The organism is Streptomyces sp. NBC_01474 (assembly GCF_035918215.1).
GTDB classification, from domain to species: Bacteria; Actinomycetota; Actinomycetes; order Streptomycetales; family Streptomycetaceae; genus Streptomyces; species Streptomyces aureus.
The window spans coordinates 2,997,088-3,019,170 of the sequence record NZ_CP109449.1; the positions used below are offsets into that span (position 1 = coordinate 2,997,088).

Here is a 22,083-nt window from a genome sequence, read left to right on the forward strand (position 1 = left end):
CTCCCGGTTCGCGGGGCCCGCCGTCCGCACGCGGTGTGCCCCGACGACCATGGAACAGGCTCGCCCATGAGCTGACCAGGGGTTCCCCGGGTCAGAATTAAGCAAAGGCGCATTTCTGCACGCCGGGTTACTCTCCGCGGATGGGAACGCAGCACACCTATAGGGTCATCGTCCGCGGCACATGGGACGGTCTGGCGGACGGCGCGCGCGAGCGGCTGCTCGCCGAGGTTGACGAGCACGGGCTCGCGTCGATGAGGTTCACGCCGGAGGGATCGCTCACGTACGACCGGGTGCTGAAGCACTTCTCGTACCGGTTCGTCGTGGAGTCGGATGCCGAGGACGGCGAGGAGCTGGCGGAGGCGCTCGCCGAGGAGCGGGCCGAGGCGTCGCTCAGGGCGCTCGGTGAGGGGTACGGCTTCGGGGCGCTGAAGTCGTCGGCGACGGACATGGACACGATGAAGGTCAACCGGAAGCACCGGGCATCTCGGCCGTGAGCGCCCAGCGCTCGTGGTCGCGCCAGGCGCCGTCCATGAAGATGAAGTCGGGCGAGTAGCCCTCGAGGCGGAACCCGGCGCGGCGGGCGAGCGCGATGGAGGCCTCGTTGCCCGGCTGCACGTTGATCTCCAGGCGGTGCAGTGCGAGGGGGCCGAAGGCGTACCGGACGACGAGGCCGAGGCCCTCGCTCATGAGGCCGCGGCCCGCCGCGTGCGCGAACACGCCGTAGCCGAGGGCGCCGCAGCGGAAACCTCCGCGGACGATGTTGTTGATGTTGATGAAGCCGGCGATGCCGCCGCCGGCCCGCTCGTACACCAGGCAGCCGAACCGCGTCGGGTCGTCGATGAGGGCGCCCGCGTAGGCGGCGTAGGTGTCGGCGGCGGTCGGCGGGTAGAGCCAGGGGTGGTGCAGGTCTTCGCTCTCCCGCGCCCGCGCCGTGAACTCGTCGGCGTCCGTGAGGGCGAAGGGGCGTATGCCCACGCGGGGGCCTTCAGCGAGGTGGCGGTGGCCGGTGGCAGACATCCGGCCAGCCTACGCGGCGGCCGTGGGACCGGTGCGGGTCCGCCTCACCTGCGCCCGCGGATGAAGCGGATGAAGTGACCGCCGCAGATCACCCCGATGACGGCGCCGAGCGCCAGACAGGGCGGCATGGACACTTCGGGGATCAGCAGGCGGATCTTGACCTGCCGCGTGTCCTCGAAGATGGAGATCCCCGCCCGGCATGTGCGGCCGGGCGGGGTTCGCGCACGTCGCGGTGTCCCTCCGGGGTGGGGCGTGGGCCGTACGGGTGACGGCGCCACCGGCCGGACCCGGGGCGGGCCTACTGTCCGACGACGGGCAGCTCCAGGACGCCGGTGTCCTCCGGCGCGCTGGTGACGGTGACGGGCTTGATGCCCTTGTTGCCGCCGTACGCGTCGTCGCTCGCCGCGACGACGAACTGGAGCCGGTGCCCCTTCTCGTAGCGGTGGACGATGCCGGGCAGCGACACCGTGAAGGAGCGGGTCACGTCCGGCACGCGGACCGGTGCGACCAGGCGGTGCACGAGTGTCTTGGTCCCGTCCGGCGCGATGTCGTACAGCTTCGCGAAGAGGACGAGCTTGTCGGCGGCGTCGTCGGAGTTCTGGACCCGCTCGGTCCTCGGCGAGACGACTTTGAGGGTGGCCTTCGGGGAGCCCACGACGTCGGTCGTGCGGGTCAGCGGCTCACTGGTCCAGCCGAGGTAGGTGCCCGCGGTGTCGCGTGGGGCGGGGTCGGGGAGGCCGATCAGGCCGGCGACGGAGGACTCGGAGTGGCTGGTGGGGATCAGCCAGTTCCGGTACTCGCGGCTGCCGCGCGCGACCTTCGACCGGTTGTCGACGAGCTTGCCGTCGCCGGAGAGGTACAGCTTGCGGCTCAGCGCCGGGACACTCTGCGCGGTGGCGTAGGTCTGGCCGGGGTCCGTGATCCAGTCGCGGTAGTAGGCGAACGCGGGTCCGGTGTCGACGTCCTTCTTGTGCTGGAGGTAGCGGTCGAACCAGGCGAGAATCCGCTTGCCGACGTACGAGGTCTCCAGGTTGCCCTGCGCGAGGTTGAGTTCACCGCTCGCCGGATCGGTGAGGCCGCCGCTGTGGCCCCACGACTGCCAGATCATCTTCGTGGTGGTGCCCTGTGCCTTGAGGGTCCCGTACGTGGCCTGCGCCTCGTTCAGGTTGAAGAGGCTGTCGGACTGGCCCTGCACGAGCAGCGTCGGCGCCTTGACCTGCTTCAGATACGAGACCGGGGAGACGCTGCGCGCGTAGTCGAGCATCGGTCCCGCCTTGCCGGACGGGTAGCGGCCGGAGTTCAGGGTGCTGATCGTCTCGCAGGCGTCGGTGACGAAGTGCAGACAGGTGAGCTTGTTGATCCGGGACGGGTCGAGGGACGGTTCGAGGAGGGGCTGGCCCTCGCCGATCAGGTAGAAGCCGTTGGTCCACTGCCATTTGAAGGCGCCGGGGACGGAGCGGTCGGCGGCGTTGTTCGGGTCGAGGGAGTACGCCAGGTCGTTCCACGTGATCATCGGGACGAGCGCGTCGACGCGGTGGTCGACCGCCGCGGTGGCCAGCTGGATCGCCCCGCCGTAGGAGCCGCCGATCATGCCGACGCGGGGGTCGCCCCTGCCGTCCTTCGTGACGTAGTCGGCCTTCGTGCCGTCGTCGGCCGCGCGGGTCCCGGCGAGGAAGTCGACGAGTCCGGAGGCCGCGGCGCCGTCGACGCGGGGGTCGTCGAGCGAGACGAGACACCCCGACTTGCCGAAGCCGAGCCCGGAGTAGACGAGTCCGACGTAGCCGCGAGCGGCGAAGGCCTTGCCGATGGCGTCGGTCGAACCGTCGGACTTGCTGCCGCCGAAGCCGTTGGTGGCGAGGACGGCGGGCGCGGTGTGGGCGGCGTCGACCCCAGCCGGACGGTAGAGGTCGGCGTCGACGACGCAGCTGCGGCCGCCGGCCTGGACCGTGAACTTCAGTGCGGTGACGGTGTATTCGCCCGCCTGCTTCGTCTGCGGCGCGGCGTTCGCGGGCGCGGCGAGGGCGAGCGGTGCGGCGACCATGGCGCCGAGTGCGAGGGCCGGCGCCAGTGGAGATCGCGGTCGGGATCGGGGCACGGCACGGGACACGGCTACCTCCACGCTGAGGAAGACCCACCGGCTACCCGCCGGTAAGTCTGGGCGTGGTCATGTTGTGACACGTGTCATCCACGGGTCAATCACCGCGACGCGTGTTTCTTGACGAAGATTCAGCAACCGAACGATTCAGGCCAGCGCGGGCACGTCCAGGGTCAACGTCCTTGCGTCCGCGTCGAGTTCACCGGGAATGCCGAACGGGATCGTCAGCGCTCCCTCGCAGTGCCCGAAGCCGAACTCCTCGACGATGGGCACCCCCAGCCCGCCGAGCCGGTCGGCGAGCAGCGCGCGCAGCCCGTCGTACGCGTCGCACTCGGCCCAGGACCCGAGCAGGATCCCCGCGACCCCGTCGAGCCAGCCGGCGCGCAGGAGTTGGGTGAGATAGCGGTCGATGCGGTACGTCTCCTCGCCGGTGTCCTCCAGGCACAGCAGCCCGCCGGCGGCCGACGGACGGGCGTGCGGGGTGCCCAGGTCGGCGGCGAGCAGGCAGAGGCAGCCGCCGAGCGTGACGCCGCGCGCGGTGCCGCCCACGAGCGGCCGCCCACCGTCCACAGCCGTGATCGTCCGTACGGTCTCCGGTTCGAAGAGTGTGGCCCTCAAGTGGTCCTGTGCGCGGGAGCTCTTGAGGAAGTCGGCCGCCGCGACCATCGGCCCGTGAAGGGTCGCGAGACCGAGCCGGGCGGCGAACGCCTCGTGCAGCGCCGTGATGTCGCTGTACCCGACGAACACCTTGGGCCCGGCGGCCCGCATCGCGTCCCAGTCGAGCAGGTCGACCATGCGCTGCACGCCGTATCCGCCCCGCGCGCAGAGGACGGCGTCCACGGACGGGTCGCACCAGGCCCGCTGGAGGCCGGCGGCGCGCTCGGCGTCACTGCCCGCGAGGTAGTCGAACCGGTCGTGCACAGCGCGGACCTGGGGCTCGACGACGGGCTCCAGGTCCCAGCCCCGCAGGAGGTCGAGCCCGGCCTCGAGCCGGTCCTCGGGCACGGGTCCGCTGGGCGCGACGACGGCGACGCGGGCCCCGGGGGCGAGGCGTTCGGGGCGGGTGAGCGGTGTCGGTGACGTCACTTGGACAGCTCCAGTATGGGGATCCCGGTCGGATGGAGGCCGAACACCTGGGCGTACAGGGAGAGTTCGGACTCCAGGACGCGGATCATGGTGTCCGCGCGCCGGAACCCGTGGCCCTCGCCCTCGAAGGCGATGTACGCGTGCGGGACGCGCCGGCCGTCCAGGCGGGCGAGGAACCGCTCGCACTGCGCGGGCGGGCAGATCACGTCGTCGAGGCCCTGGAGCAGCAGGAACGGCGCGGTGAGCCGCTCCGCGTGCTCGGCCGGCGAGCGCTCGACGTACCGCGCGGGCACCTCTGCGAGCGGCCCGACGAGCGACTCCAGGTACTGGGACTCGAAGTCGTGGGTCTCGCCGGAGCCCCAGGCCGTGAGGTCGAGGATGGGGTAGAGGATCGTGCCGCAGGCGTAGACGTCGGTGCCGGTCAGGGACGCGGCCGTGGTCCAGCCTCCGGCGCTGCCGCCGCGGATCGCGAGCCGGTCGCGGTCGGCGGTGCCTTCGGCGGCGAGCGCGAGCGCCACGGCGGCGCAGTCCTCCACGTCGACGACGCCCCACTGTTCGCGCAGGCGGTTGCGGTACTCACGGCCGTAGCCGGTGGAGCCGCCGTAGTTGACCTCGGCGACACCGATGCCGCGCGAGGTGAAGTAGGCGATCTCCAGATCGAGTACGAGGGGCGAGTGCCCGGTGGGGCCGCCGTGCGCCCACACGACGTAGGGCGGCAGTTCGTCGTCGGGCGCGGCGTGGGTGGGGCTGTGCGGCGGATAGATGTGGGCGTGGATGTCCCTGCCCTCGGGACCCGCGAAGGTGCGGATCTGCGGCTCCGGGTAGTACGCCGGGTCGACGGCGTCACCGTGCGCGGCGCCGACGACGCGCGCCCGGCCGGTACAGGTGTCGAGCTCCACGACCTCGTGGCCGGTGCGCGGGCTGGCGGCGACGCCGACGACGCGGGTGCCGTGCACGGCGAGCGCGGGGCTCCACTCGGTCCAGGGTCCGGCGGCGTCCACGACCTCGCCGGTCGCCGGGTCGAGGACGCCGAGCGCGGTGGCGCCGACGCCGTGGACGACGGCGATCAGGCCGCTCTCCAGCGGGGCGAACCAGCGGTGGCCGATCTTCCAGAGCGGTCCGCCGAACTCCTCCTCGCGCGGGCACAGGGGCCGCGGTGCGCCGTCCGGGCCGACGCGGTAGAGGTTCCACCAGCCGCTGCGGTCGCTGGAGTAGACGAGGGCGCCGTCCGGCGCCCACTCCACCTGCGCGACGGACTCGTCGGGCCCGCCGAACGCCGTCCTCGCCCCGCTGAACGTGCCGTCTTCGGACACGTCGGCGACGACCAGCTCCGTGCCGTCCCACGGCATGCGCGGGTGGTCCCAGGCGAGCCAGGCGGCACGGCGGCCGTCGGGCGCGAGGCGAGGGCCCGTGACGAACCGGTGGCGACCGTCGGAGAGTTCGCGCACGGCGCCGCGGTCCTCGGCCGCGCTCCCATCGAGCGGCACCGCGGCGGCGACGCGGCGCACGTCGGTCGGCCCGTCCCCGGTGAACTCCTCCAGGACGCACCACACTTCGCCCCGGTCGAGGTGGATCTGCGGATCGGCCCAGCGCAGCCCGTCCCCCACCGCGGAGACGGGCGTGAGGGGGCGGGGTACGGCGCCGGGGGCGTCGGGCTCGTAGGCGTAGAGCCGCTGGTCGGCGAAGTCGACGAACACAACAAGCGGGCCCTCGGGGCGCCCGGCCCCGGCCCACGGCTGTCCGCCGTACTCGATGACGCGGCTGCGCACGTTCCACGGCGCGGGCAGCACGGTGTGCTCCCTGCCGTCGGCACGCCGCCTGACCAGGGCCCGCCGGCCGCCCTCGGCGGGGCGGGGCTCGGTCCACCATGCCTCGTCGCCGACGAAGCCGACGTACTCCGGCTTCCCGTCGTGCGCCGCGGCCAGCGCGGCCGTGATCGGCGACGGCCACGATCCGTAACTCTGGATCAGCACCAACTTGTCCACGTCCCCCATGACTTCAGAGGCCCCCATGTTCTCCACGTGTGACGCCATTTCCTAGACCGTCTCCCGAACCGCTTGCCGAAAACCCTCCCGGCGGCGCCTACGCGGACCGCAGGAAGCGGTCGAGCACGCGGACGCCGAAGTGCAGCGCCTCGACCGGGACACGCTCGTCCACGCCGTGGAAGAGCGCCTGGTAGTCGAAGCCCTCGGGGAGCTTCAGCGGCGCGAAGCCGTAGCCCGTGATGCCGAGCCGCGAGAACTGCTTGGCGTCGGTGCCACCCGACATGCAGTACGGCACGACGTGTCCCTCGGGCGCGAACTCCTCCACCGCCGAGCGCATCCTCGCGAACGTCGGCGAGTCGACCGGCGCCTGGAGCGCGACCTCGCGGTGCTCGAACTCCCACTCCACATCGGGTCCGGTGAGCCGGTCGAGGGTGTCGCGGAACTCGTCCTCGCCGCCCGGCAGATACCGGCCGTCGATGTGCGCGGTCGCCTCGCCGGGGATGACGTTGATCTTGTATCCGGCGGACATCATCGTCGGGTTGGCGCTGTTGCGGACGGTTGGCGCGACGAGCTCCGCGGCCGGGCCGAGCTTGGTGAGGAGGTCGTCGGCCGAGAAGTCCGGGGAGTCCACGCCGGCGTCGATGCCGTACAGGGCCGCCAGTTCGGTCAGCGCCGCGGCCACGGTCGGCGTGAGCCGCACCGGCCACTCGTGCTCGCCGATCCGCGTGACGGCGGCGGCGAGCCGGGTGACGGCGTTGGCGTGGTTCACCTTCGAGCCGTGGCCCGCCTTGCCGTGGGCGGTGAGCCGGAGCCAGCCGGTGCCGCGTTCGCCCGCCGCGATCGGGTAGATCTGCTTGCCCTGGCCGTCGTGGAAGGTGAAGGCACCCGATTCGCTGATGCCCTCGGTGCAGCCCTCGAAGAGGCCGGCGTGCTGGTCGGCGAGGAAGCCGGAGCCGTCCTCGGCGCTCGCCTCCTCGTCGGCGGTGAAGGCGACGACGATGTCCCGGCGCGGGCGCACACCGGCGCGGGCCCACTGCCGGACGACGGCGAGGATCATCGCGTCCATGTTCTTCATGTCGACGGCGCCACGGCCCCATACGACTCCGTCGCGGATCTCTCCGGAGAACGGGTGCACGCTCCAGTCGGCGGCCTCCGCGGGGACGACGTCGAGGTGGCCGTGGACGAGCATCGCGTCGGCGGACGGGTCCGTGCCGGCGATGCGCGCGACGACGTTCGTGCGCCCCTTGGTGCGTTCGAGGAGGGTCGGCTCCAGGCCCGCCTCGGCGAGCTTCGCGGCAGCGTACTCGGCTGCCGGGCGCTCCTGGCAGTCGCCGCCACCGCGGTTGGTGGTGTCGATGCGGATGAGTTCGGACGTGAAGGTCACGACCTCGTCGAGCGCCTGCTCGTCCACCTGGAATGCCTGGTCAGCCATACTGTTCCTCCACCGCGGCCGAGACGATCGTGGTGACCGCCTTGAAGGTGCGGATGCCGTCGTACATGGTGTCGTTCGTGTAGGAGATCCTGCGCTCGCCGGTACGCCGGACGCCGGGCACCACCGTCGCGGCCATCGACAGATGCTCGGCGTCGAACTCGAGCTCGATGGTGAACGGGTCGCCCTGGACGGGCTCGTGGCGCACGGCTAGTGCCGCCGCCTCCTTCGCCGCGGCCCGGATGTCGGCGGCGGTCCGCTTCGGCGTACGACAGACAGCCGCATACCGGGACACGTAGTCCTTGACCGCGACCTTGCGGGCCTCGGGCGCGTAACCGAGCGCGTCGTCGCAGGTGAGGTCGTCGCCGGTGACGAGGACGACGGGTACGCCGTACTCGGCGACGACGTGCGCGTTCAGCAGGCCCTCGCTCGCCCGGACGCCGTTGATCCAGACGCCGGTGATGGAGTTGGCGAGGTACGTGTGGGCGAGGACGCCCTCCGTGCCGGCGCCCGTGTGGTAGCCGATGAACGCGATGCCGTCGATGTCGCCGTGCTGGACGCCCTCGACCATGGAGAGCGTCTTGTGGCGGCCCGTGATCATCTCCGCGCGCTCGTCGAGCTGCTCCAGGAGCAGGTTGCGCATCGACCAGTGGGCCTCGTTGATGAGCACCTCGTCGGCGCCCCCGTCGAAGAAGCCGAGCACGGCGGCGTTGACGTCCGAGGTGAACAGGGACCGGCAGCGCTCCCACTGCGGGGTGCCGGGCAGCACGTCCCCCGGCCAGGTCACGCCGGTGGCGCCCTCCATGTCGGCGCTGATGAGGATCTTCATGGCGCATCACGGTACGCGTCAGGGAACGCGCAGGCCAGAGCCACCCTGAGAGCCAGAGGTCCAGTCCTCCGAAAGGCGGCGGGCGCCCCCGCGGTCAGGGGGGATCACGGACGTCAGGAGACGGCCGTATCCGGGCGCTCCTCGACCTCGTCGGCCTTCATCGCCCTCGTCTCGCTCTTGAGGATCCTCAGCGATCTACCGAGCGAGCGCGCCGTGTCGGGGAGTTTCTTCGAGCCGAACAGGACGATGACCACGATCGCCACGATGAGCAGGTGCCAGGGCTCCAGACCGTTGCGGAACATTTTCGCCCCACCCTTCGTCTCTTCGGATGAGGTGTGCGCCGGACGGCACCCACCAAGAAGCTTGCTACATTGCGCAACTGTACAACCCCGGATCCGAATGAGGGCGCACCCCATGGCAGGCACCCGTGAGCAGTTGTCACCCGCGCGCCGAGGAAGCAGCGCCAAGTCCGCCGCACGCACGGCGCGACCGAGGCGCAGCCGCGTGCGCTTCACGCTCGCGATAGCCCTGTCCCTGCTCGTCCTCCTGACCGGCGGCGTGGGCTGGATATACCTGAAACTCGGCGGCGACATCAACACGTTCAGCTCGGACGGCATCTCCGGCGACCGCCCGGACGCCGACGCGTCGAAGGGTGAGAACGTCCTCGTCATCGGCTCCGACGCACGCACCGGTGGCAACGAGGCGCTGGGCGGCGGCGGCAAGGGCGACATTGGCCGCTCGGACACGGCGTTCCTGCTGCACGTCTACGCCGACCATCGCAACGCGGTCGCGGTGTCCGTCCCGCGCGACACCCTCGTCACGATCCCGCCCTGCAAACTGCCCGACGGCAGCTGGACCAGCACGCGGCCCGACACGATGTTCAACGCGGCGTACTCGACCGGCGAGACCGCCCGAGGCAACCCCGCCTGCACGCAGAACACGGTGGAGAAGCTGACGGGCCTGCGCGTCGACCACACCGTCGTCGTGGACTTCAAGGGCTTCGCCGCCCTGACCGACGTCGTCGGCGGAGTGAAGGTGTGCCTCCCGCAGCCCATCCACCAGCGCGACCTCAACCCCCATCGCACGACCCCGGGCAAGCTCCTGTTCCCGCGCGGCGAGCAGAGCGTCTCCGGGCAGAAGGCCCTCGACTACGTCCGCCTGCGGCACGGCATCGGCGACGGCTCCGACATCGGCCGCATCAAGCGGCAGCAGGCCTTCGTCGGCAGCCTCATCAAGAAGGTCAAGAGCGACGGTCTGACACCCACGAAGCTCCTGCCGCTCGCGAACGCGGCCACACGGTCGATGACCGTCGACCCCGGCCTCGGCTCCGCCGACAAGCTCCTCTCCTTCGCGATGTCCCTCAAGAACGTCGACCTGCACAACACCAAGTTCGTCACCATCCCGTGGCGCTACGAGGGCAGCCGCGTCGCGGTCGTCGAACCGGACGCCGACGCCCTGTGGGCATCGCTCAGGGACGACCGGACCATCGACGGGAAGGACGCCAGCGGCAAGAAGGGCGCCCGGTCGAACGCCTCCCCCGCGCCGTCCGCCGCCCCGAGTCCGGGGGACGGCATCCGCGTCACCGTCTACAACGGAACGACCGTCATGGGACTGGCCGCCCAGGCCGCGCGCACCCTCGAGGGCGACGGGTTCACCGTCACGGGCACGGCGACGGCGTCCACCCACGACCAGGCCACCACGCTGATCCAGTACGGCCCCGGCGAGAAGGCGCGAGCGGGCACGCTCGCCCAGCGGTTCCCGGGCGCACGCCTGGAAGAGACCTCGACCGCGGGCATCAAGGCGATTCTCGGGCAGGACTACGCGGACCATCCCTCGGCCGCCGCGACGGCGTCGCCGGAACCCACCGCCGTACCGTCCGAGGTCTCCGACGACGCCCGCTCCGCCGACGACAACCTGTGCTCGAACCTGTCCTACGGCTGACCTGGTGCAACCGACCGGGACCGTATCGCGTCTTCACCTCTGTCTGTACAGTTGCGCAAATTCGCAACGCACAGGCTCAGCCAGAATCACAGGCACAAGGCACCACACATCACCGAGGGGAACGACGCACACGTGGGCATCATCAGCTGGATCATCCTCGGCCTCGCCGCCGGAGTCATCGCCAAGATCCTGCTCCCCGGCCGCGACCCGGGCGGCATGATAGGCACGACCCTCATCGGCGTCGCAGGCGCTTTCGTCGGCGGCTGGATCTCGTCGCGGTTCTTCGACCGCCCGATCGAGAACCAGTTCTTCGACGGGCCCACCTGGATCGCGGCCATCGGCGGCTCGCTCGTCCTGCTCATCGGCTACCGCCTCCTCTTCGGCAACTCGCGCAACTGACGGGCGGGTCGATCCCTCATGGGCCCCGGCCCGCCGGCGTCGCCGTCCGGGCCGGTGCGCCTCACGAGCATCCCTCCCCGTACGGCGCGCGCCGCCGGTGAGGTGCTGCTCCACGACGAGAGCGGCGCGCTCGTCGGCCAGGTCCGCTTCCGGCTGTGCGCGCCGTGCCGTACGGGCCGGCTCCTCGGCATCTGGATCCTGGAGTCACGCCGTCAGGAGGGGCTCGGCCGGCGCGCGGTGCGGGTCGCGCTGGCCCAGGGCCACGGCCACCGCTGGAACACCACGCTCCAGACCCGGCCCGGCCGCGGCTTCTTCCTCGCGGTCACCGCACACGAAGGCGTCTCGCTCCGGCACGGCCGACCGCTCTGCCCGCATCTCCTGGGCCCCGTCGGCAGCACCCTTGGGCGCCTGGGCCTGCGGCGGCTAGTGTGCCCGCCCCACGACGAGCCATCGTGACGGGAGCTCGATGCGGGTGCCGTCGGGCGTGTACTCGGTGGTGGTGAGCGGGAGCTCGCCGCTCGCCAGCACGTCGAGGCCCGCGGTGTGTACGTAGTCGGGGACCGCCGCGTCGGACACCTCACCGGGCGCGATGCCGTGCGCGAAGACCGGTGCCAGCTTCGCGGGCGGGCCCATGGGGCTCTGCGCGAGAGACATCAGGACGGGCCGGGCGGCCTCGGCAAGCTCCACGACGAAGGCCCGGCCACGCTCGCCGACGAACGCCGCGATGCCGTCGACCAGCGGCTGGCGGTCTTCGGACTCGCACTGGTGCAGCACGCCCCGCATGTACACGTTCGCGTCGCCGAGTTCGGCGTGCAGCTGGTGTGCCTCGGTCTGCTCGGTGGCGTCGATCTGCCGGAAGTCGGCCCGGCCCGCGGGGTCGGCGTGCCGGGCGTGGTCGAGCGCGGCGACGGAGAGATCGGCGCCGACGACACGCGGGTAGCGGTCGGCGAGGAAGCGGGTCTGGGTGCCGTTCCCGCAGCCGAGGTCCACGACGGGCAGGCCCTTCGCCAGGTGCGGCTCGAACAGGGCGAGATGGACACCGGCGGTGAGGTCGGGCTCGGAGTCCCAGAAGACCCCGCCGGGTTCGCCGGGAGCCTCGCGCCAGAAACTCTCCCAGGCGTCCTTGTACCGACTCGTCACGCTCATCTGCAACTCCCGGGGTGTGGTGGCACGGCAAGATCGGTCTACCGCGCCCCGCGCCCGCCCACAAGCACCCGGCGCATACCTTCACGGCGCATTCGATACGCGTGCGCCGAGCGCCCCGCGCCGCCAACTACGCCCGCGGCAACGCCAGTTCGAACCACACAGTCTTCCCGGAACCCGTACGGCTCGTGCCCCACTCCCTGGCGAGGGCGCTCACGACGCGCAGGCCGCGGCCGAACTCGTCGCCCGGGCCCGCGTTGAGCAGCGTGGGCAGCCGCTGGTCGTCGTCCTCGACCTCGAACACGAGGGTCCCCGAGCGCACCAGGCGTACCTCGACGCTGCGGGTGCGGGCGTGCCGCACGGTGTTGGTGACGAGCTCCCCCACCATGAGTTCGGCGGGGGCGGTGAGCGCGCCGAGGCCCCAGGCCGTGAGCCGGTCGCGGACGAGGGCGCGTGTGCGGGACACCTCGGCGGGCTCGGGAGCGACGCTCCAGTGGGCGACGTCCTCCGGCGCGATGCCGTTGAGCCGGGCCATGAGGAGGGCGACGTCGTCCTTGCGGCCGCCGCGGGTGTTCAGGGATCTGATGATGGTGTCGCAGGCGGCGTCCATGGAGGCCGCCGGGTGGGCGGCGGACTCGCACAGTGTGGCGAGGCCGACGCCGATGTCCTCGCCGCGCACCTCGACGAGGCCGTCGGTGCACATGACGAGCCGGTCGCCGGGCGCCATCGGGACGCGGACCGATTCGAAGGGGACACCGCCGACGCCGATGGGCGCACCGGTGGGCAGTTCGAGCAGTTCGCTGCGGCCGTCCGCGGCGCGGACCAGGACCGGCGGGATGTGCCCGGCGTTGGCGAGCTCCAGCTCGTTCGCGATGGGGTCGTAGACCGCGTACAGGCAGGTCGCGAGGTAGTGCTCGCCGAGGCGCTGGGCGAGGTCGTCGAGGTTGCGCAGGAGCTGGGCCGGTGGCAGGTCGAGGGCAGCCATGGTCTGGACGGCGGTGCGCAACTGGCCCATCATCGCCGCCGAGTTGAGGCCGTGGCCCATGACGTCGCCGACGACGAGAGCGGTCCGCGAGCCCGGGAGTTTGATCGAGTCGAACCAGTCGCCGCCGACGCGGCCGAGCAGGGTGCCGGGCAGATAGCGGGTGGCGATGTCACAGCCGGGCATGTGGGGCTCGATGTGCGGCAGCATGCTGTCCTGGAGGGTCTCGGCGACGCTCTCCTGGTACGTGTACATGCGGGCGTTGTCGAGGACGAGGCCCGCGCGGGCGGCGAGTTCGGCGCCGGTGACGCGGTCCATGTCGTTGAAGACCGGGCGTTCCCGGTGGCGCAGCAGGATCATGAATCCGAGGACGACGTTGCGCGCCTTCAGGGGCACCACCAGCATCGAGCGGTCGGTGATGAGGGGCCTGATGTCGCGCTTCTCGAACTGCGACGCGATCGCGTTGCCCATTTCCTCGGTGATGCGCGGTACGAGGACGGGCTGCCCTGAGGTCATGCACTGGAAGAACGGCGTGTGCGCGGGGAACGGCATCGACTCGCCGACGGGCACGACGTCGTCCCAGCGGCCCGGCTCGTCCGTGTGCTCCAGGGCGACGCGGTGCCACAGGGTGGTCGCGTCGGGCGGGCCTTCCGGGAACCCCTCGCCCGCGACGACCTGTTCGCGAAGATAGGTGCCCGCGACGTCCGTGAAGCGCGGTACGACGGCCCGGCTGACCTCGACGATCGTGCGGGACAGGTCGAGGGACGAACCGATGCGCCCGCTCACCTCGTTGAGGAACTCCAGGTGTTCGCGGACGGCCGCGTACTCCAGGTCGTCCGCGTCGTCGGACGCCCCGTCGTCGGGTGCGCGGCGCGGCGCGGGCAGTCCGGCGGCGGCCGCGCGGGCGGCCTCCTCCCTGCGGGCCTTGCGCTCGGCGCGCCGGGGCACGCCCCAGTCGGCGGTGACGGGAACGCGGTCGTGGAGGCTGAACTCCAGGACGGGATAGCCGAGTTCGAGCACCTGGGAGACGATGCGGGCGCTCTCGCCGACGCTCATGCTGGGCAGGATGGCGGGGAGTCCACGGGCCAGCTCGTCGGCTCCGGGGAAGTCGGTGTGCAGGGCGAAGCCGGGTGCGATGCGCTCCAGCGGATGCCCGTCGGGCACGTCGTCGGCGTGCAGCCGGCCGGCGTCGGCGGCGAGTACGAGGAGCTTCTCCGGCCCGGGGCCGACGAGCGGGTAGGCCCACCACAGGACGTCGATGCGCTGCCGGCGCGGGGCCTCGAGGCGCGCGCGGCCCGCGGCGGGGTAGGAGGCCCGACCGTCGAGCGAGGACTCCAGGTCCGGGCCGAGCCCGTCGTAGGCGCTCTCGTCCCCGTACGACCGGGCGTTGGGCGCTTCGGACAGTGCGCCGGAGACGGGCAGCAGGTCGGTGGCGGGATGGCCGACGGCGTCCTCGCGCGCGGGGCCGAAGAGGCGGCGCGCGCCGGTGCTCCAGTGCGAGACGAGTCCCGACTCGTCGACCACGACGACCGCCAGGGGTACACGGCCGGGCACGGGGCTCTGCGGGTCCGTCCCGGTGCCACTGTGCATGGCCTGCGCTCCCTTCCCCGCGCGGCGACCGAGCGTCGTTGGTTCGGCCCTTTCCCGTTCCACCGTACGCGGTACGGGGGTACAGGGGGCTGCATCGGCCGAATTGAACGGGCGCGGCGCGCCGGGGCCGGGCGCTCCGCCCGGCCCCCAACGCTCAGTCCTCGTGGCCCAGTTGCAGGTCACGCTCCGTGCGGCCGCCGCCCGCCATGTGCAGCACCGTGGCGACCGGCGGGTAACCGGCGGCGATCACGGTGTACTCGCCCGACGACAGGTCGACGAAGCGGAACGTGCCGTCGGTACCGGTCGTGAGGGTGTCGACGACGTTGCCCGCCGCGTCGAGGAGGGTCACGCGCGCGTCCTCGACGGGGCGGCCGCCGCCGGCCCTGACCGTGCCGCGCAGCACGGCGCCGCCCGCGAGTTCGACGTCCTGGCGGGTCTCGCGCGCGGCCATCACGGTGACGGGGAGCGCGGCGGGGCGGAACGCCGGCGCGCTCCCGGCGAGCGTGTACTCGCCGGCCACCAGCTCCGTGATGACGTAGCTGCCTTCGCGCCCGCTGCGGGTCGTGGCGACGACCTCACCGTGGACGTTGGTCAGGGTGACGGTGGCATCGCGCACGGGCGCGCCGTCGGCGGTCAGCACGCTGCCGGCGAGCCGCCCGGCGCCGCCGAGGACGACGTCGAGGTCGACGGGCCGCTCCCCCACGGTGACGGTCACGGCCTGGGGCTGGTGTCCGCCCGCGGCCGCGATCAGGACGTAACTTCCGGAGCCGGGCGTCGACAGGGCGTACCGGCCGTCGTCGCCGCTCGCGCCGCGCCCGATCTGCTGGCCGCCGATGTCGATGAGGGTGAGGGCGGCGCGCGGCACCGCGGTCCCGTCGGAGTGCTGGACGATGCCGCAGACCGGCACGCCGGCGCCGTACGCGGTCCGGGACTGGGGCGGAACGGAGGTGGTCTCGCCGCTCGGGGCGCTGTGGGGGGCGGCACTGGACAACAGGGGTGTCTCCTTGAGGAAGAAGGCGATCACGAGGCCGAGGACGAGCACCGGGACGAGGTAGAGGAAGATCCGGGGCATCGCGTCGGCATACGCCTGGATGTAGCCGTCGCGCAGCGCGGGCGGCAGGGCGTGGACGAGCTGCGGGGTGATGGACTCCGGGTCGGGCAGGCCCGCCCCCTTGGGCAGCCGGTCCGCCAGTGCGTCGGCGAGCCGGTCGGCGAAGAGGGTGCCGAAGATCGCGGCGCCGACGCTGCCGCCGATCTGCCGGAAGTAGTTGTTGGCGCTGGTCGCGGTGCCGATGTCGGCGGGGCGTACGGCGTTCTGCACGGCGAGGATCAGGACCGGCATGATCAGGCCGATGCCCGCGCCGAGTACGGCCATGAAGAGGCTGTAGTGCAGCCGCGGGGTGTCCACTTCGAGGCGGGACAGGAGCCACATGCCCACCGTCGACAGGGCCCCGCCGAGGATCGGGTAGATCTTGTAGTGCCCGGTGTGGCTGATGAGTTGGCCGGAGACGACCGAGGCGATGACGATGCCGCCCATCATCGGGAGCATGAGCAGCCCGGACTCGGTGGCGCTCGCGCCGTCGACCATCTGGAGGAAGGTCGGCAGGTAACTGGCCGCTCCGAAGAGGGCGATACCGATGACCATGCCGACCAGGCCGGTGATGTTGAAGACGGGGTCGTGGAACAGCCGCAGCGGGATGATGGGTTCGGCGGCGAAGTGCTCGGCGACGAGGAAGAGCACGGCCGTCACGGCCGCTCCGGCGGCGAGCCCCAGGATGACGCGCGAACCCCACGCGTACTCGGTGCCGCCCCAACTGGTCAGCAGCACAAGGCAGGTCGATGCCGTCGCGAGCAGCAGGGCACCGAGGACGTCGAGCCTGGCCTTGACCTTGGGGCGGGGCAGTTTGAGCACGACGGTGACGACGGCGAGCGTGACCAGCCCGAAAGGCACGTTGATGTAGAAGCACCAGCGCCAGGTGAGGTGGTCGGTGAAGTAGCCGCCGAGCAGCGGGCCCGCGACGGACGCGAGGCCGAACGCGGCGCCGATGAGGCCCATGTAGCGGCCGCGTTCGCGGGGCGGCACGATGTCCGCGATGATCGCCTGCACGCCGATCATGAGACCGCCGGCGCCGATGCCCTGGACGGCGCGGAACGCGATGAGTTCGTCCATGTTGCGCGACCAGCCGGCCAGCGCGGAGCCGACGACGAAGACGGCGATGGCGAACTGGAAGACGCCCTTGCGGCCGAAGAGGTCGCCGAGCTTGCCGTAGATCGGCAGACCGATGGTGGCGGTCAGGAGATAGGCGGTGATCGCCCAGGACATCTTGTCGAGGCCGTGCAGCTCGCCGACGACCTTCGGGAGCGCGGTGGCGACGATCATCTGGTCGAGCGCGGCCAGCAGCAGCGCCAGCATGAGTCCGAAGAAGACCATCCGGACCCGGCTCGGGCCGAGGCCGTGGTCGGGGAACTGTCGCTGCTCCACGGCCGGTTGGGGCTCGGGCTGCGGGGTCGGTTCCGTCGCCGGCACCGGCCCCGGCTCACTCGTCACCAGCGTCGTCGTGCCCACCTGTCGCTCCCCTCGTCGCGCCTGCGCCGCATATTTCTCGCATTGCGCGACAACTGCGGGCAAGCGCGACGAGCGGCGGCTCCGGCGGCTTCCGGGCGCGAATGCGCCGGTGGGAGCCCTACGGCGTACAACCGCGCGCGAGCGGAAAACCACTCGAAACGGTGAGCACTACATCGGGGTCACTTCTCCGCCTCGGCGGCGAGCTTCGCGAGGACCTCGTCGTAGATGCGGCCGAGGCCCTTGGGAGCGAAGGTCTTCTCGAAGAAGCCGCCGATGCCGCCCGCGCCGTTCCACACGGTGCTGACGACGACGCGGGAGGCGCCCTCGCCGGACGGGGTCACGCGCCAGGTGGTGACCATCGAGGAGTTGCGGTCCTTCTCGACGAGCTCGCCGTCGGTGGGCTCACTGACCTCGAGGAGGCAGTCGCGGATCCGCTTGCTGGTGGCCTGGAGCTTCCAGTGGACGAGCGTGCCCTCGCCGTCGCCGCCCTCGCGGACCTCGTACTCGCTGAAGTGCTCGGGCAGCAGCTTCGCGCGCGTGCCGCTGTAGTCGGCGAGCGCGTCGAATACGTCGTCCGGCTTGGCGGCGATGACCCGCTCCGTGATGGCCTCGACCTGCGCCATGGCACTTCCTCCAGCAGTCGGTGTTCTCGGTGTTCGAGAGAGAGCCCAAGCCAACCACCCTCCGCATCGGCCGCCAAAATCGGGGTCGCACGATCAAGGGAACATGTGTTCTATTCTGTGCCCAGTGCTAGCTAGGAGGCGTCATGCGCTGGGAGAACCTCAGGGAGAATCCGGCCGAAATCCCGACAGGGAGGGTCACGGACGCCGCGCTGTTCGGCGCGGACACCGTGACGACCCGCACCTTCGACACACCTGAATTCGCAGGCGTGACCTTCCACGAGATCCGGGCCAGGTCGATCGTGAACCGCGTGCCCGGCGCCTCCCGCATGCCGTTCGAATGGACGGTCAACCCCTACCGGGGATGCACGCACGCGTGTGTCTACTGCTTCGCCCGCAAGACCCACAGCTATCTGGACCTCGACACGGGCCTCGGCTTCGACAGCCAGATCGTCGTGAAGGTGAACGCGCCGGAGCTGCTGCGCCGCCACCTGGCCTCGCGCCGCTGGCACGGCGAGCACATCGCGATGGGCACGAACGTGGACTGCTACCAGCGCGCGGAGGGGCGCTACCGGCTGATGCCGGGGATCATCGAGGCGCTCAGGGACTACGCGAACCCGTTCTCGATCCTCACGAAGGGCACGCTGATCCTGCGCGACCTCGACCTGCTGCGACAGGCCGCCGAGGTCACCGACGTCGGCGTCTCGGTGTCCGTCGGCTTCGTCGACCGCGAGCTGTGGCGCACCGTCGAGCCGGGCACGCCCGCGCCGGAGCGCCGCCTCGACGTCGTGCGCGCCCTCGGCGAGGCCGGCATCGGCTGCGGTGTCCTGATGGCCCCCGTGATCCCGTTCCTGGGCGACCACCCCGTACAGCTGCGGGAGACCGTACGGGCCGTCGCGGCGGCCGGCGCGACCTCCGTGACCCCGCTCGTGCTGCATCTGCGGCCCGGGGCACGCGAGTGGTTCATGTCCTGGCTCGGACAGCACCACCCACACCTGGTGCGGCGCTACGAGCGGCTGTACGCGGAGGGCGCCTACGCGCCGAAGTGGTACCAGCGCCGGATCACCCGTCAGGTGCACGAACTGGCCGAGGAGTTCGGCATCGGCCCCTCGCGCGCGGAGGCCCCGCGACGGCTGCGCGCACGCCAGGAGCCCGAGCCCGCCCCCGCGGCCACCCAGCTCACGCTTCTCTGACCGCACTCCTCCCGGACACGTACACGCCAATAGGGTCAACTCTGCATGAAACAGGACGCTCCCGGCATGGATTCGGGGACCATGCCGCGGGGGCCGCGCGCTCGCGGCCCCGAACCCTCCGTCCTGGGAGGCCTGATGAAGAAACGCGTAGCCGCCGTGTGCGGCGTCGCCACCATGGTGGCCGGCATGCTCGCCGCGGCTCCGGCCGCCGCCGCCCCGACCCTTTCCGTCCAGCACGCAGCCCTCACCTGGAAGGACTGCGGCACCAAGAACTACCCGAAGCTCCAGTGCTCCTCGGTGCGGGTGCCGCTCGATCACGACCGGCCCGGCGGTGAGCAGATCACGCTCGCCCTGTCCCGGGTCCGGCACACCGCGAAGACGTCGCAGGGCCCGCTCCTGGTGAACCCCGGCGGCCCCGGCGGCAGCGGCCTGACACTGGCGGGCTTCGTGGCACACGAGCTGCCGAAGAGCGTCGCCGCCCGGTACGACGTCGTGGGCTTCGACCCGCGCGGCGTCGGCAAGAGCAAACCGGCCCTGAACTGCCGGCCCAAGCACTTCGCCACCGTGCGCCCGCCCAGCGTGCCGTCCACCCCAGCGATCGAGCGCGCCGACCTCGACCGTGCGCGGGCGTTCGCGAAGGCGTGCACCACGAAGTACGCGGACGTACTCCCGTACTTCGACACGGTGAGCACCGTCAGGGACATGGACGAGATCCGCGCGGCGCTCGGCGCGCCGCAGCTCAATTACTTCGGCTACTCGTACGGCACCTACCTGGGCGCCGTCTACGCCAAGCTCTACCCGCAGCGCGTGCGGCGCCTGGTGCTCGACTCGATCGTCGACCCGGGCGGGGTCTGGTACGACGACAACCTGGGGCAGGACCACGCGTTCAACGCCCGCCACCAGGCGTTCCTCGCCTGGGTCGCGCGGCACGACGCGACGTACAAGCTCGGCAAGGACCCGGCGAGGGTCGAGGCCGAGTGGTACGCGATGCGCGACGCCGTGCAGAAGAAGCCGGCGGGCAGGACGGTCGGTGCCGCCGAACTGGAGGACACCTTCCTGCCGGGCGGCTACTTCAACGGCTACTGGCCTTATCTGGCCGAGGCGTTCGCGGCGTACGTGAAGGACAAGGACCCGGCCCCGCTGGTCGCGGCGTACAAGAAGCTGGGCGCCGTCGACGCCTCGGGCGACAACGGCTACAGCGTCTACACGGCCGTGCAGTGCCGCGACGCCCGGTGGCCGCGCAACTGGAACCAGTGGCGCGACGACAACTGGCAGGCGGCCGAGAAGGCCCCCTTCTCCACCTGGAACAACGCCTGGTACAACGCGCCGTGCGCGTTCTGGCCGACGAGCCCGCTGGACCCGCCGGACGTGTCCAACGACGACCTGCCGCCGGTGCTGCTCTTCCAGGCCACCGACGATGGGGCCACGCCGTACGAGGGCGGGGTCGCCGTCCACCGCGAGCTGCGCGGCTCCAGCCTGGTGGTCGAGCGGGGCGGCGAGAACCACGGCATCAGCCTGAGCGGGAACGCCTGCGTGGACCGGTACCTGGCCGACTATCTGCGGACCGGGAAGGTGCCGCGCGGCGGCGGCGAGGCGGACGCGACGTGCAAGAAGCGGCCGGATCCGAAGCCGCTCACGAAGAAGGGCGCCGCTGGTCCGCCCCCGTCACGCGGTGTGCGCCTGCACGGGCTGATGGGCTTCCGCGGCTGAGCGCTTCCCTTTGATGCACACCCTGGCCGGGGCGGTGTCCGCCGGGTCACGATGGGCGCATGAGCACCCATCGGGCCCACGACACCGCCCCTGCTTCGGTCCCGGCGGCGGAGATCCGCGTCCGGGACATGGCCGACGCCGACTGCGAGGCGGTGGCCGGGATCCGGGTCCGCGGCTGGCGGACGGCGTACGCGGGCCTGATGCCCGCGTCCTTTCTGGCCGCGCTGAGCATCGATGAGGACGCGGCACGCCGCCGCGAGCGTCTCGCGCGGGCCGGTTCGTCGGTGGTGAACGTGGTCGCCGAGCGCGCCGGCGACATCGTCGGCTGGGCCTGTCACGGCCCGTCCCGCGACGACGATCTCCCGCCCGGGGAAGCCGAGTTGTACGCGATCTACGTGCATGACGGCCAGCTGTCCACGGGCGTGGGCCGCACCCTCCTGCACAGCTGCCTGGACCGCTGCGCCGACGCCGGCTACGAGCGGATACGCCTGTGGGTGGTCAAGGGCAACACCCGCGCCCGTGGGTTCTACGAGCGCGCCGGGTTCACCCCGGACGGCGCCGAGGAGCCGTACGAGGTGGACGGGGAGCTCGTACCGGAAGTGCGCTACGTGCGCGCTGTCAGTCCCTGACGCCGCTCGGGCTCTCACGCTGCTCGGGCAGTCGCGCGAGCGCGCGCACCGCGGCCTCCGCGAGCGCCGGGTGGGCGAGGGCCGCGGTCAGGACCGGCCGGGCGCGGGCGTCCCCGAGGCCGCCGAGTCCCTCCACACACGCGAGCGCGACCGCGCGGTACGGATCGCGGGGGCCGAGGCGCCGCTCCAGGGTGGTGATCAGCGCCGGCGCGGACTCGGGAGCGCGCAGTGCGGCCAGGAGCCGCACCGGGTGCAGCGCGTACGCGACCCGCAGCTCGTTCGTGGCGAGCGCCGCCGCCGCGCGTGCGGTGCGCGGGTCGCCGAGCGCGGCCAGGGCGTGCGCGGCGGTGGCACAGCGTGCCGGGTCGCGGTGGTTGAGGAGCAGGACGAGCGCCTCGAAGGCCCGGTGGTCCCCCGCCATTCCGAGGCGGTACGCGGCCAGCTCTCTGGCCCACAGCGGCTGCCCGGGCTCGGTCAGCACGGCCGCGAGCTCGTCGATTTCGCCGGTCGCCGCGAGGCGGTCGAGAAGGGGGGAGACGCCCGACTCGGCCCGTAAGCGCTCCGTGACCGATCGCAACTCTTCGTCCATGCGGTCCAGCGTAGACAGGCCCCGGGCCCCCGCGACGTAGATCACAGAGACTGATGAACGCCGAGGACTGGCGCGCTCGTTACTCGCCGGTTAACCTCAATTGAGCGGGGCACACTCCCCGCACCCCACTCCTGGCGGCCTGGTGACGCAGCCGCCGAGAGTGCCAGTCGGTTCGGTGCCTCAGGTACCGCAGTACGGCGCGGCCCCGGGACAGGGCCCCGCCGGATCTCTCTCTCACCGATTCACCGGACGCCTGTGTGCGTCGCGTCCGGGCTCGAAT

General features: G+C 71.7%; 19 protein-coding genes and 1 pseudogene. 7 read left to right on the forward strand and 13 right to left on the reverse strand.

Going from position 1 to position 22,083, the window contains the following annotated elements:
• Window positions 1-140 precede the first annotated feature (140 nt).
• A complete protein-coding gene (locus OG758_RS14005) occupies window positions 141-494 on the forward strand; it encodes a DUF6204 family protein (protein ID WP_326710305.1) in 354 nt (117 codons plus the stop codon).
• Here the strand turns inward: OG758_RS14005 and OG758_RS14010 are convergent.
• From OG758_RS14010 to tatA, 8 genes and pseudogenes are all read right to left on the reverse strand, one after another.
• The gene (locus OG758_RS14010; protein ID WP_326710306.1) at window positions 463-1,017 is read right to left on the reverse strand and encodes a GNAT family N-acetyltransferase; all 555 of its coding nucleotides are present in this window, start codon (window positions 1,015-1,017) and stop codon (window positions 463-465) included. The genes OG758_RS14005 and OG758_RS14010 overlap by 32 nt on opposite strands.
• 44 nt (window positions 1,018-1,061) lie before the next feature.
• Window positions 1,062-1,295 carry a DUF1049 domain-containing protein gene (locus tag OG758_RS14015; protein ID WP_326710307.1) on the reverse strand — a complete coding sequence of 78 codons (234 nt, stop codon included), beginning with the start codon at window positions 1,293-1,295 and terminating at the stop codon, window positions 1,062-1,064.
• Between the two features lie 20 nt (window positions 1,296-1,315).
• Complete coding sequence (locus OG758_RS14020) at window positions 1,316-3,058, reverse strand: CocE/NonD family hydrolase (RefSeq protein WP_326710308.1); 1,743 nt, start codon at window positions 3,056-3,058, stop codon at window positions 1,316-1,318.
• Between the two features lie 201 nt (window positions 3,059-3,259).
• Window positions 3,260-4,198 carry a S66 peptidase family protein gene (locus OG758_RS14025; RefSeq protein ID WP_326710309.1) on the reverse strand — a complete coding sequence of 313 codons (939 nt, stop codon included), beginning with the start codon at window positions 4,196-4,198 and terminating at the stop codon, window positions 3,260-3,262.
• Window positions 4,195-6,192, reverse strand: a complete 1,998-nt coding sequence (locus OG758_RS14030) for a dipeptidyl-peptidase 5 (RefSeq protein WP_326715906.1) — start codon at window positions 6,190-6,192, stop codon at window positions 4,195-4,197. Before OG758_RS14030 ends, OG758_RS14025 begins: the two co-directional genes overlap by 4 nt.
• Before the next feature lie 88 nt (window positions 6,193-6,280).
• Complete coding sequence (locus tag OG758_RS14035) at window positions 6,281-7,615, reverse strand: M20/M25/M40 family metallo-hydrolase (RefSeq protein ID WP_326710310.1); 1,335 nt, start codon at window positions 7,613-7,615, stop codon at window positions 6,281-6,283.
• Entirely contained in the window at window positions 7,608-8,441 is an 834-nt protein-coding gene (locus OG758_RS14040) for a M55 family metallopeptidase (RefSeq protein WP_326710311.1), read from the reverse strand. Before OG758_RS14040 ends, OG758_RS14035 begins: the two co-directional genes overlap by 8 nt.
• A 131-nt stretch (window positions 8,442-8,572) precedes the next feature.
• Window positions 8,573-8,743: pseudogene (gene tatA, locus OG758_RS14045) on the reverse strand (Sec-independent protein translocase subunit TatA); the annotation flags it as partial.
• A gap of 112 nt (window positions 8,744-8,855) precedes the next feature.
• Between tatA and OG758_RS14050 the strand changes: the two are divergent.
• The 3 genes from OG758_RS14050 to OG758_RS14060 all read left to right on the forward strand — a co-directional run bounded on the left by OG758_RS14050 (window position 8,856) and on the right by OG758_RS14060 (window position 11,237).
• Entirely contained in the window at window positions 8,856-10,382 is a 1,527-nt protein-coding gene (locus OG758_RS14050; protein WP_326710313.1) for an LCP family protein, read from the forward strand.
• Window positions 10,383-10,514: 132 nt separating this feature from the next.
• Window positions 10,515-10,781: a GlsB/YeaQ/YmgE family stress response membrane protein gene (locus OG758_RS14055; RefSeq protein ID WP_326710314.1), complete on the forward strand. Its 267-nt coding sequence runs from the start codon at window positions 10,515-10,517 to the stop codon at window positions 10,779-10,781.
• 54 nt (window positions 10,782-10,835) lie between these two features.
• Window positions 10,836-11,237: a GNAT family N-acetyltransferase gene (locus OG758_RS14060; protein WP_326710315.1), complete on the forward strand. Its 402-nt coding sequence runs from the start codon at window positions 10,836-10,838 to the stop codon at window positions 11,235-11,237.
• Here OG758_RS14060 and OG758_RS14065 read toward each other — a convergent pair.
• From OG758_RS14065 to OG758_RS14080, 4 genes are all read right to left on the reverse strand, one after another.
• Window positions 11,205-11,927, reverse strand: coding sequence for a class I SAM-dependent methyltransferase (locus OG758_RS14065; protein WP_326710316.1), 723 nt, complete (start codon window positions 11,925-11,927; stop codon window positions 11,205-11,207). The two genes, OG758_RS14060 and OG758_RS14065, sit on opposite strands and share 33 nt — an antisense overlap.
• 127 nt (window positions 11,928-12,054) lie before the next feature.
• Window positions 12,055-14,496 carry an ATP-binding SpoIIE family protein phosphatase gene (locus OG758_RS14070; RefSeq protein WP_326710317.1) on the reverse strand — a complete coding sequence of 814 codons (2,442 nt, stop codon included), beginning with the start codon at window positions 14,494-14,496 and terminating at the stop codon, window positions 12,055-12,057.
• 154 nt (window positions 14,497-14,650) lie between these two features.
• Window positions 14,651-17,062, reverse strand: a complete 2,412-nt coding sequence (locus OG758_RS14075) for an MFS transporter (protein ID WP_405655149.1) — start codon at window positions 17,060-17,062, stop codon at window positions 14,651-14,653.
• A 179-nt stretch (window positions 17,063-17,241) separates the two neighbouring features.
• Window positions 17,242-17,685 (reverse strand): SRPBCC family protein, encoded by a 444-nt coding sequence (locus OG758_RS14080; protein ID WP_326710318.1) that lies wholly within the window; start codon window positions 17,683-17,685, stop codon window positions 17,242-17,244.
• A 143-nt stretch (window positions 17,686-17,828) separates the two neighbouring features.
• Between OG758_RS14080 and OG758_RS14085 the strand changes: the two genes are divergently transcribed.
• The 3 genes from OG758_RS14085 to OG758_RS14095 all read left to right on the forward strand — a co-directional run bounded on the left by OG758_RS14085 (window position 17,829) and on the right by OG758_RS14095 (window position 21,214).
• Complete coding sequence (locus OG758_RS14085; protein ID WP_326710319.1) at window positions 17,829-18,875, forward strand: Rv2578c family radical SAM protein; 1,047 nt, start codon at window positions 17,829-17,831, stop codon at window positions 18,873-18,875.
• A 135-nt stretch (window positions 18,876-19,010) separates the two neighbouring features.
• Window positions 19,011-20,585: an alpha/beta hydrolase gene (locus OG758_RS14090; protein ID WP_326710320.1), complete on the forward strand. Its 1,575-nt coding sequence runs from the start codon at window positions 19,011-19,013 to the stop codon at window positions 20,583-20,585.
• A 59-nt stretch (window positions 20,586-20,644) separates the two neighbouring features.
• On the forward strand, window positions 20,645-21,214 hold the full coding sequence (locus OG758_RS14095) for a GNAT family N-acetyltransferase (protein ID WP_326710321.1): 570 nt from the start codon (window positions 20,645-20,647) through the stop codon (window positions 21,212-21,214).
• On the opposite strand, the gene OG758_RS14100 is transcribed toward OG758_RS14095, so the two are convergent.
• Window positions 21,204-21,803, reverse strand: a complete 600-nt coding sequence (locus tag OG758_RS14100) for an adenylosuccinate lyase (RefSeq protein ID WP_326710322.1) — start codon at window positions 21,801-21,803, stop codon at window positions 21,204-21,206. The two genes, OG758_RS14095 and OG758_RS14100, sit on opposite strands and share 11 nt — an antisense overlap.
• Window positions 21,804-22,083 lie beyond the last annotated feature (280 nt).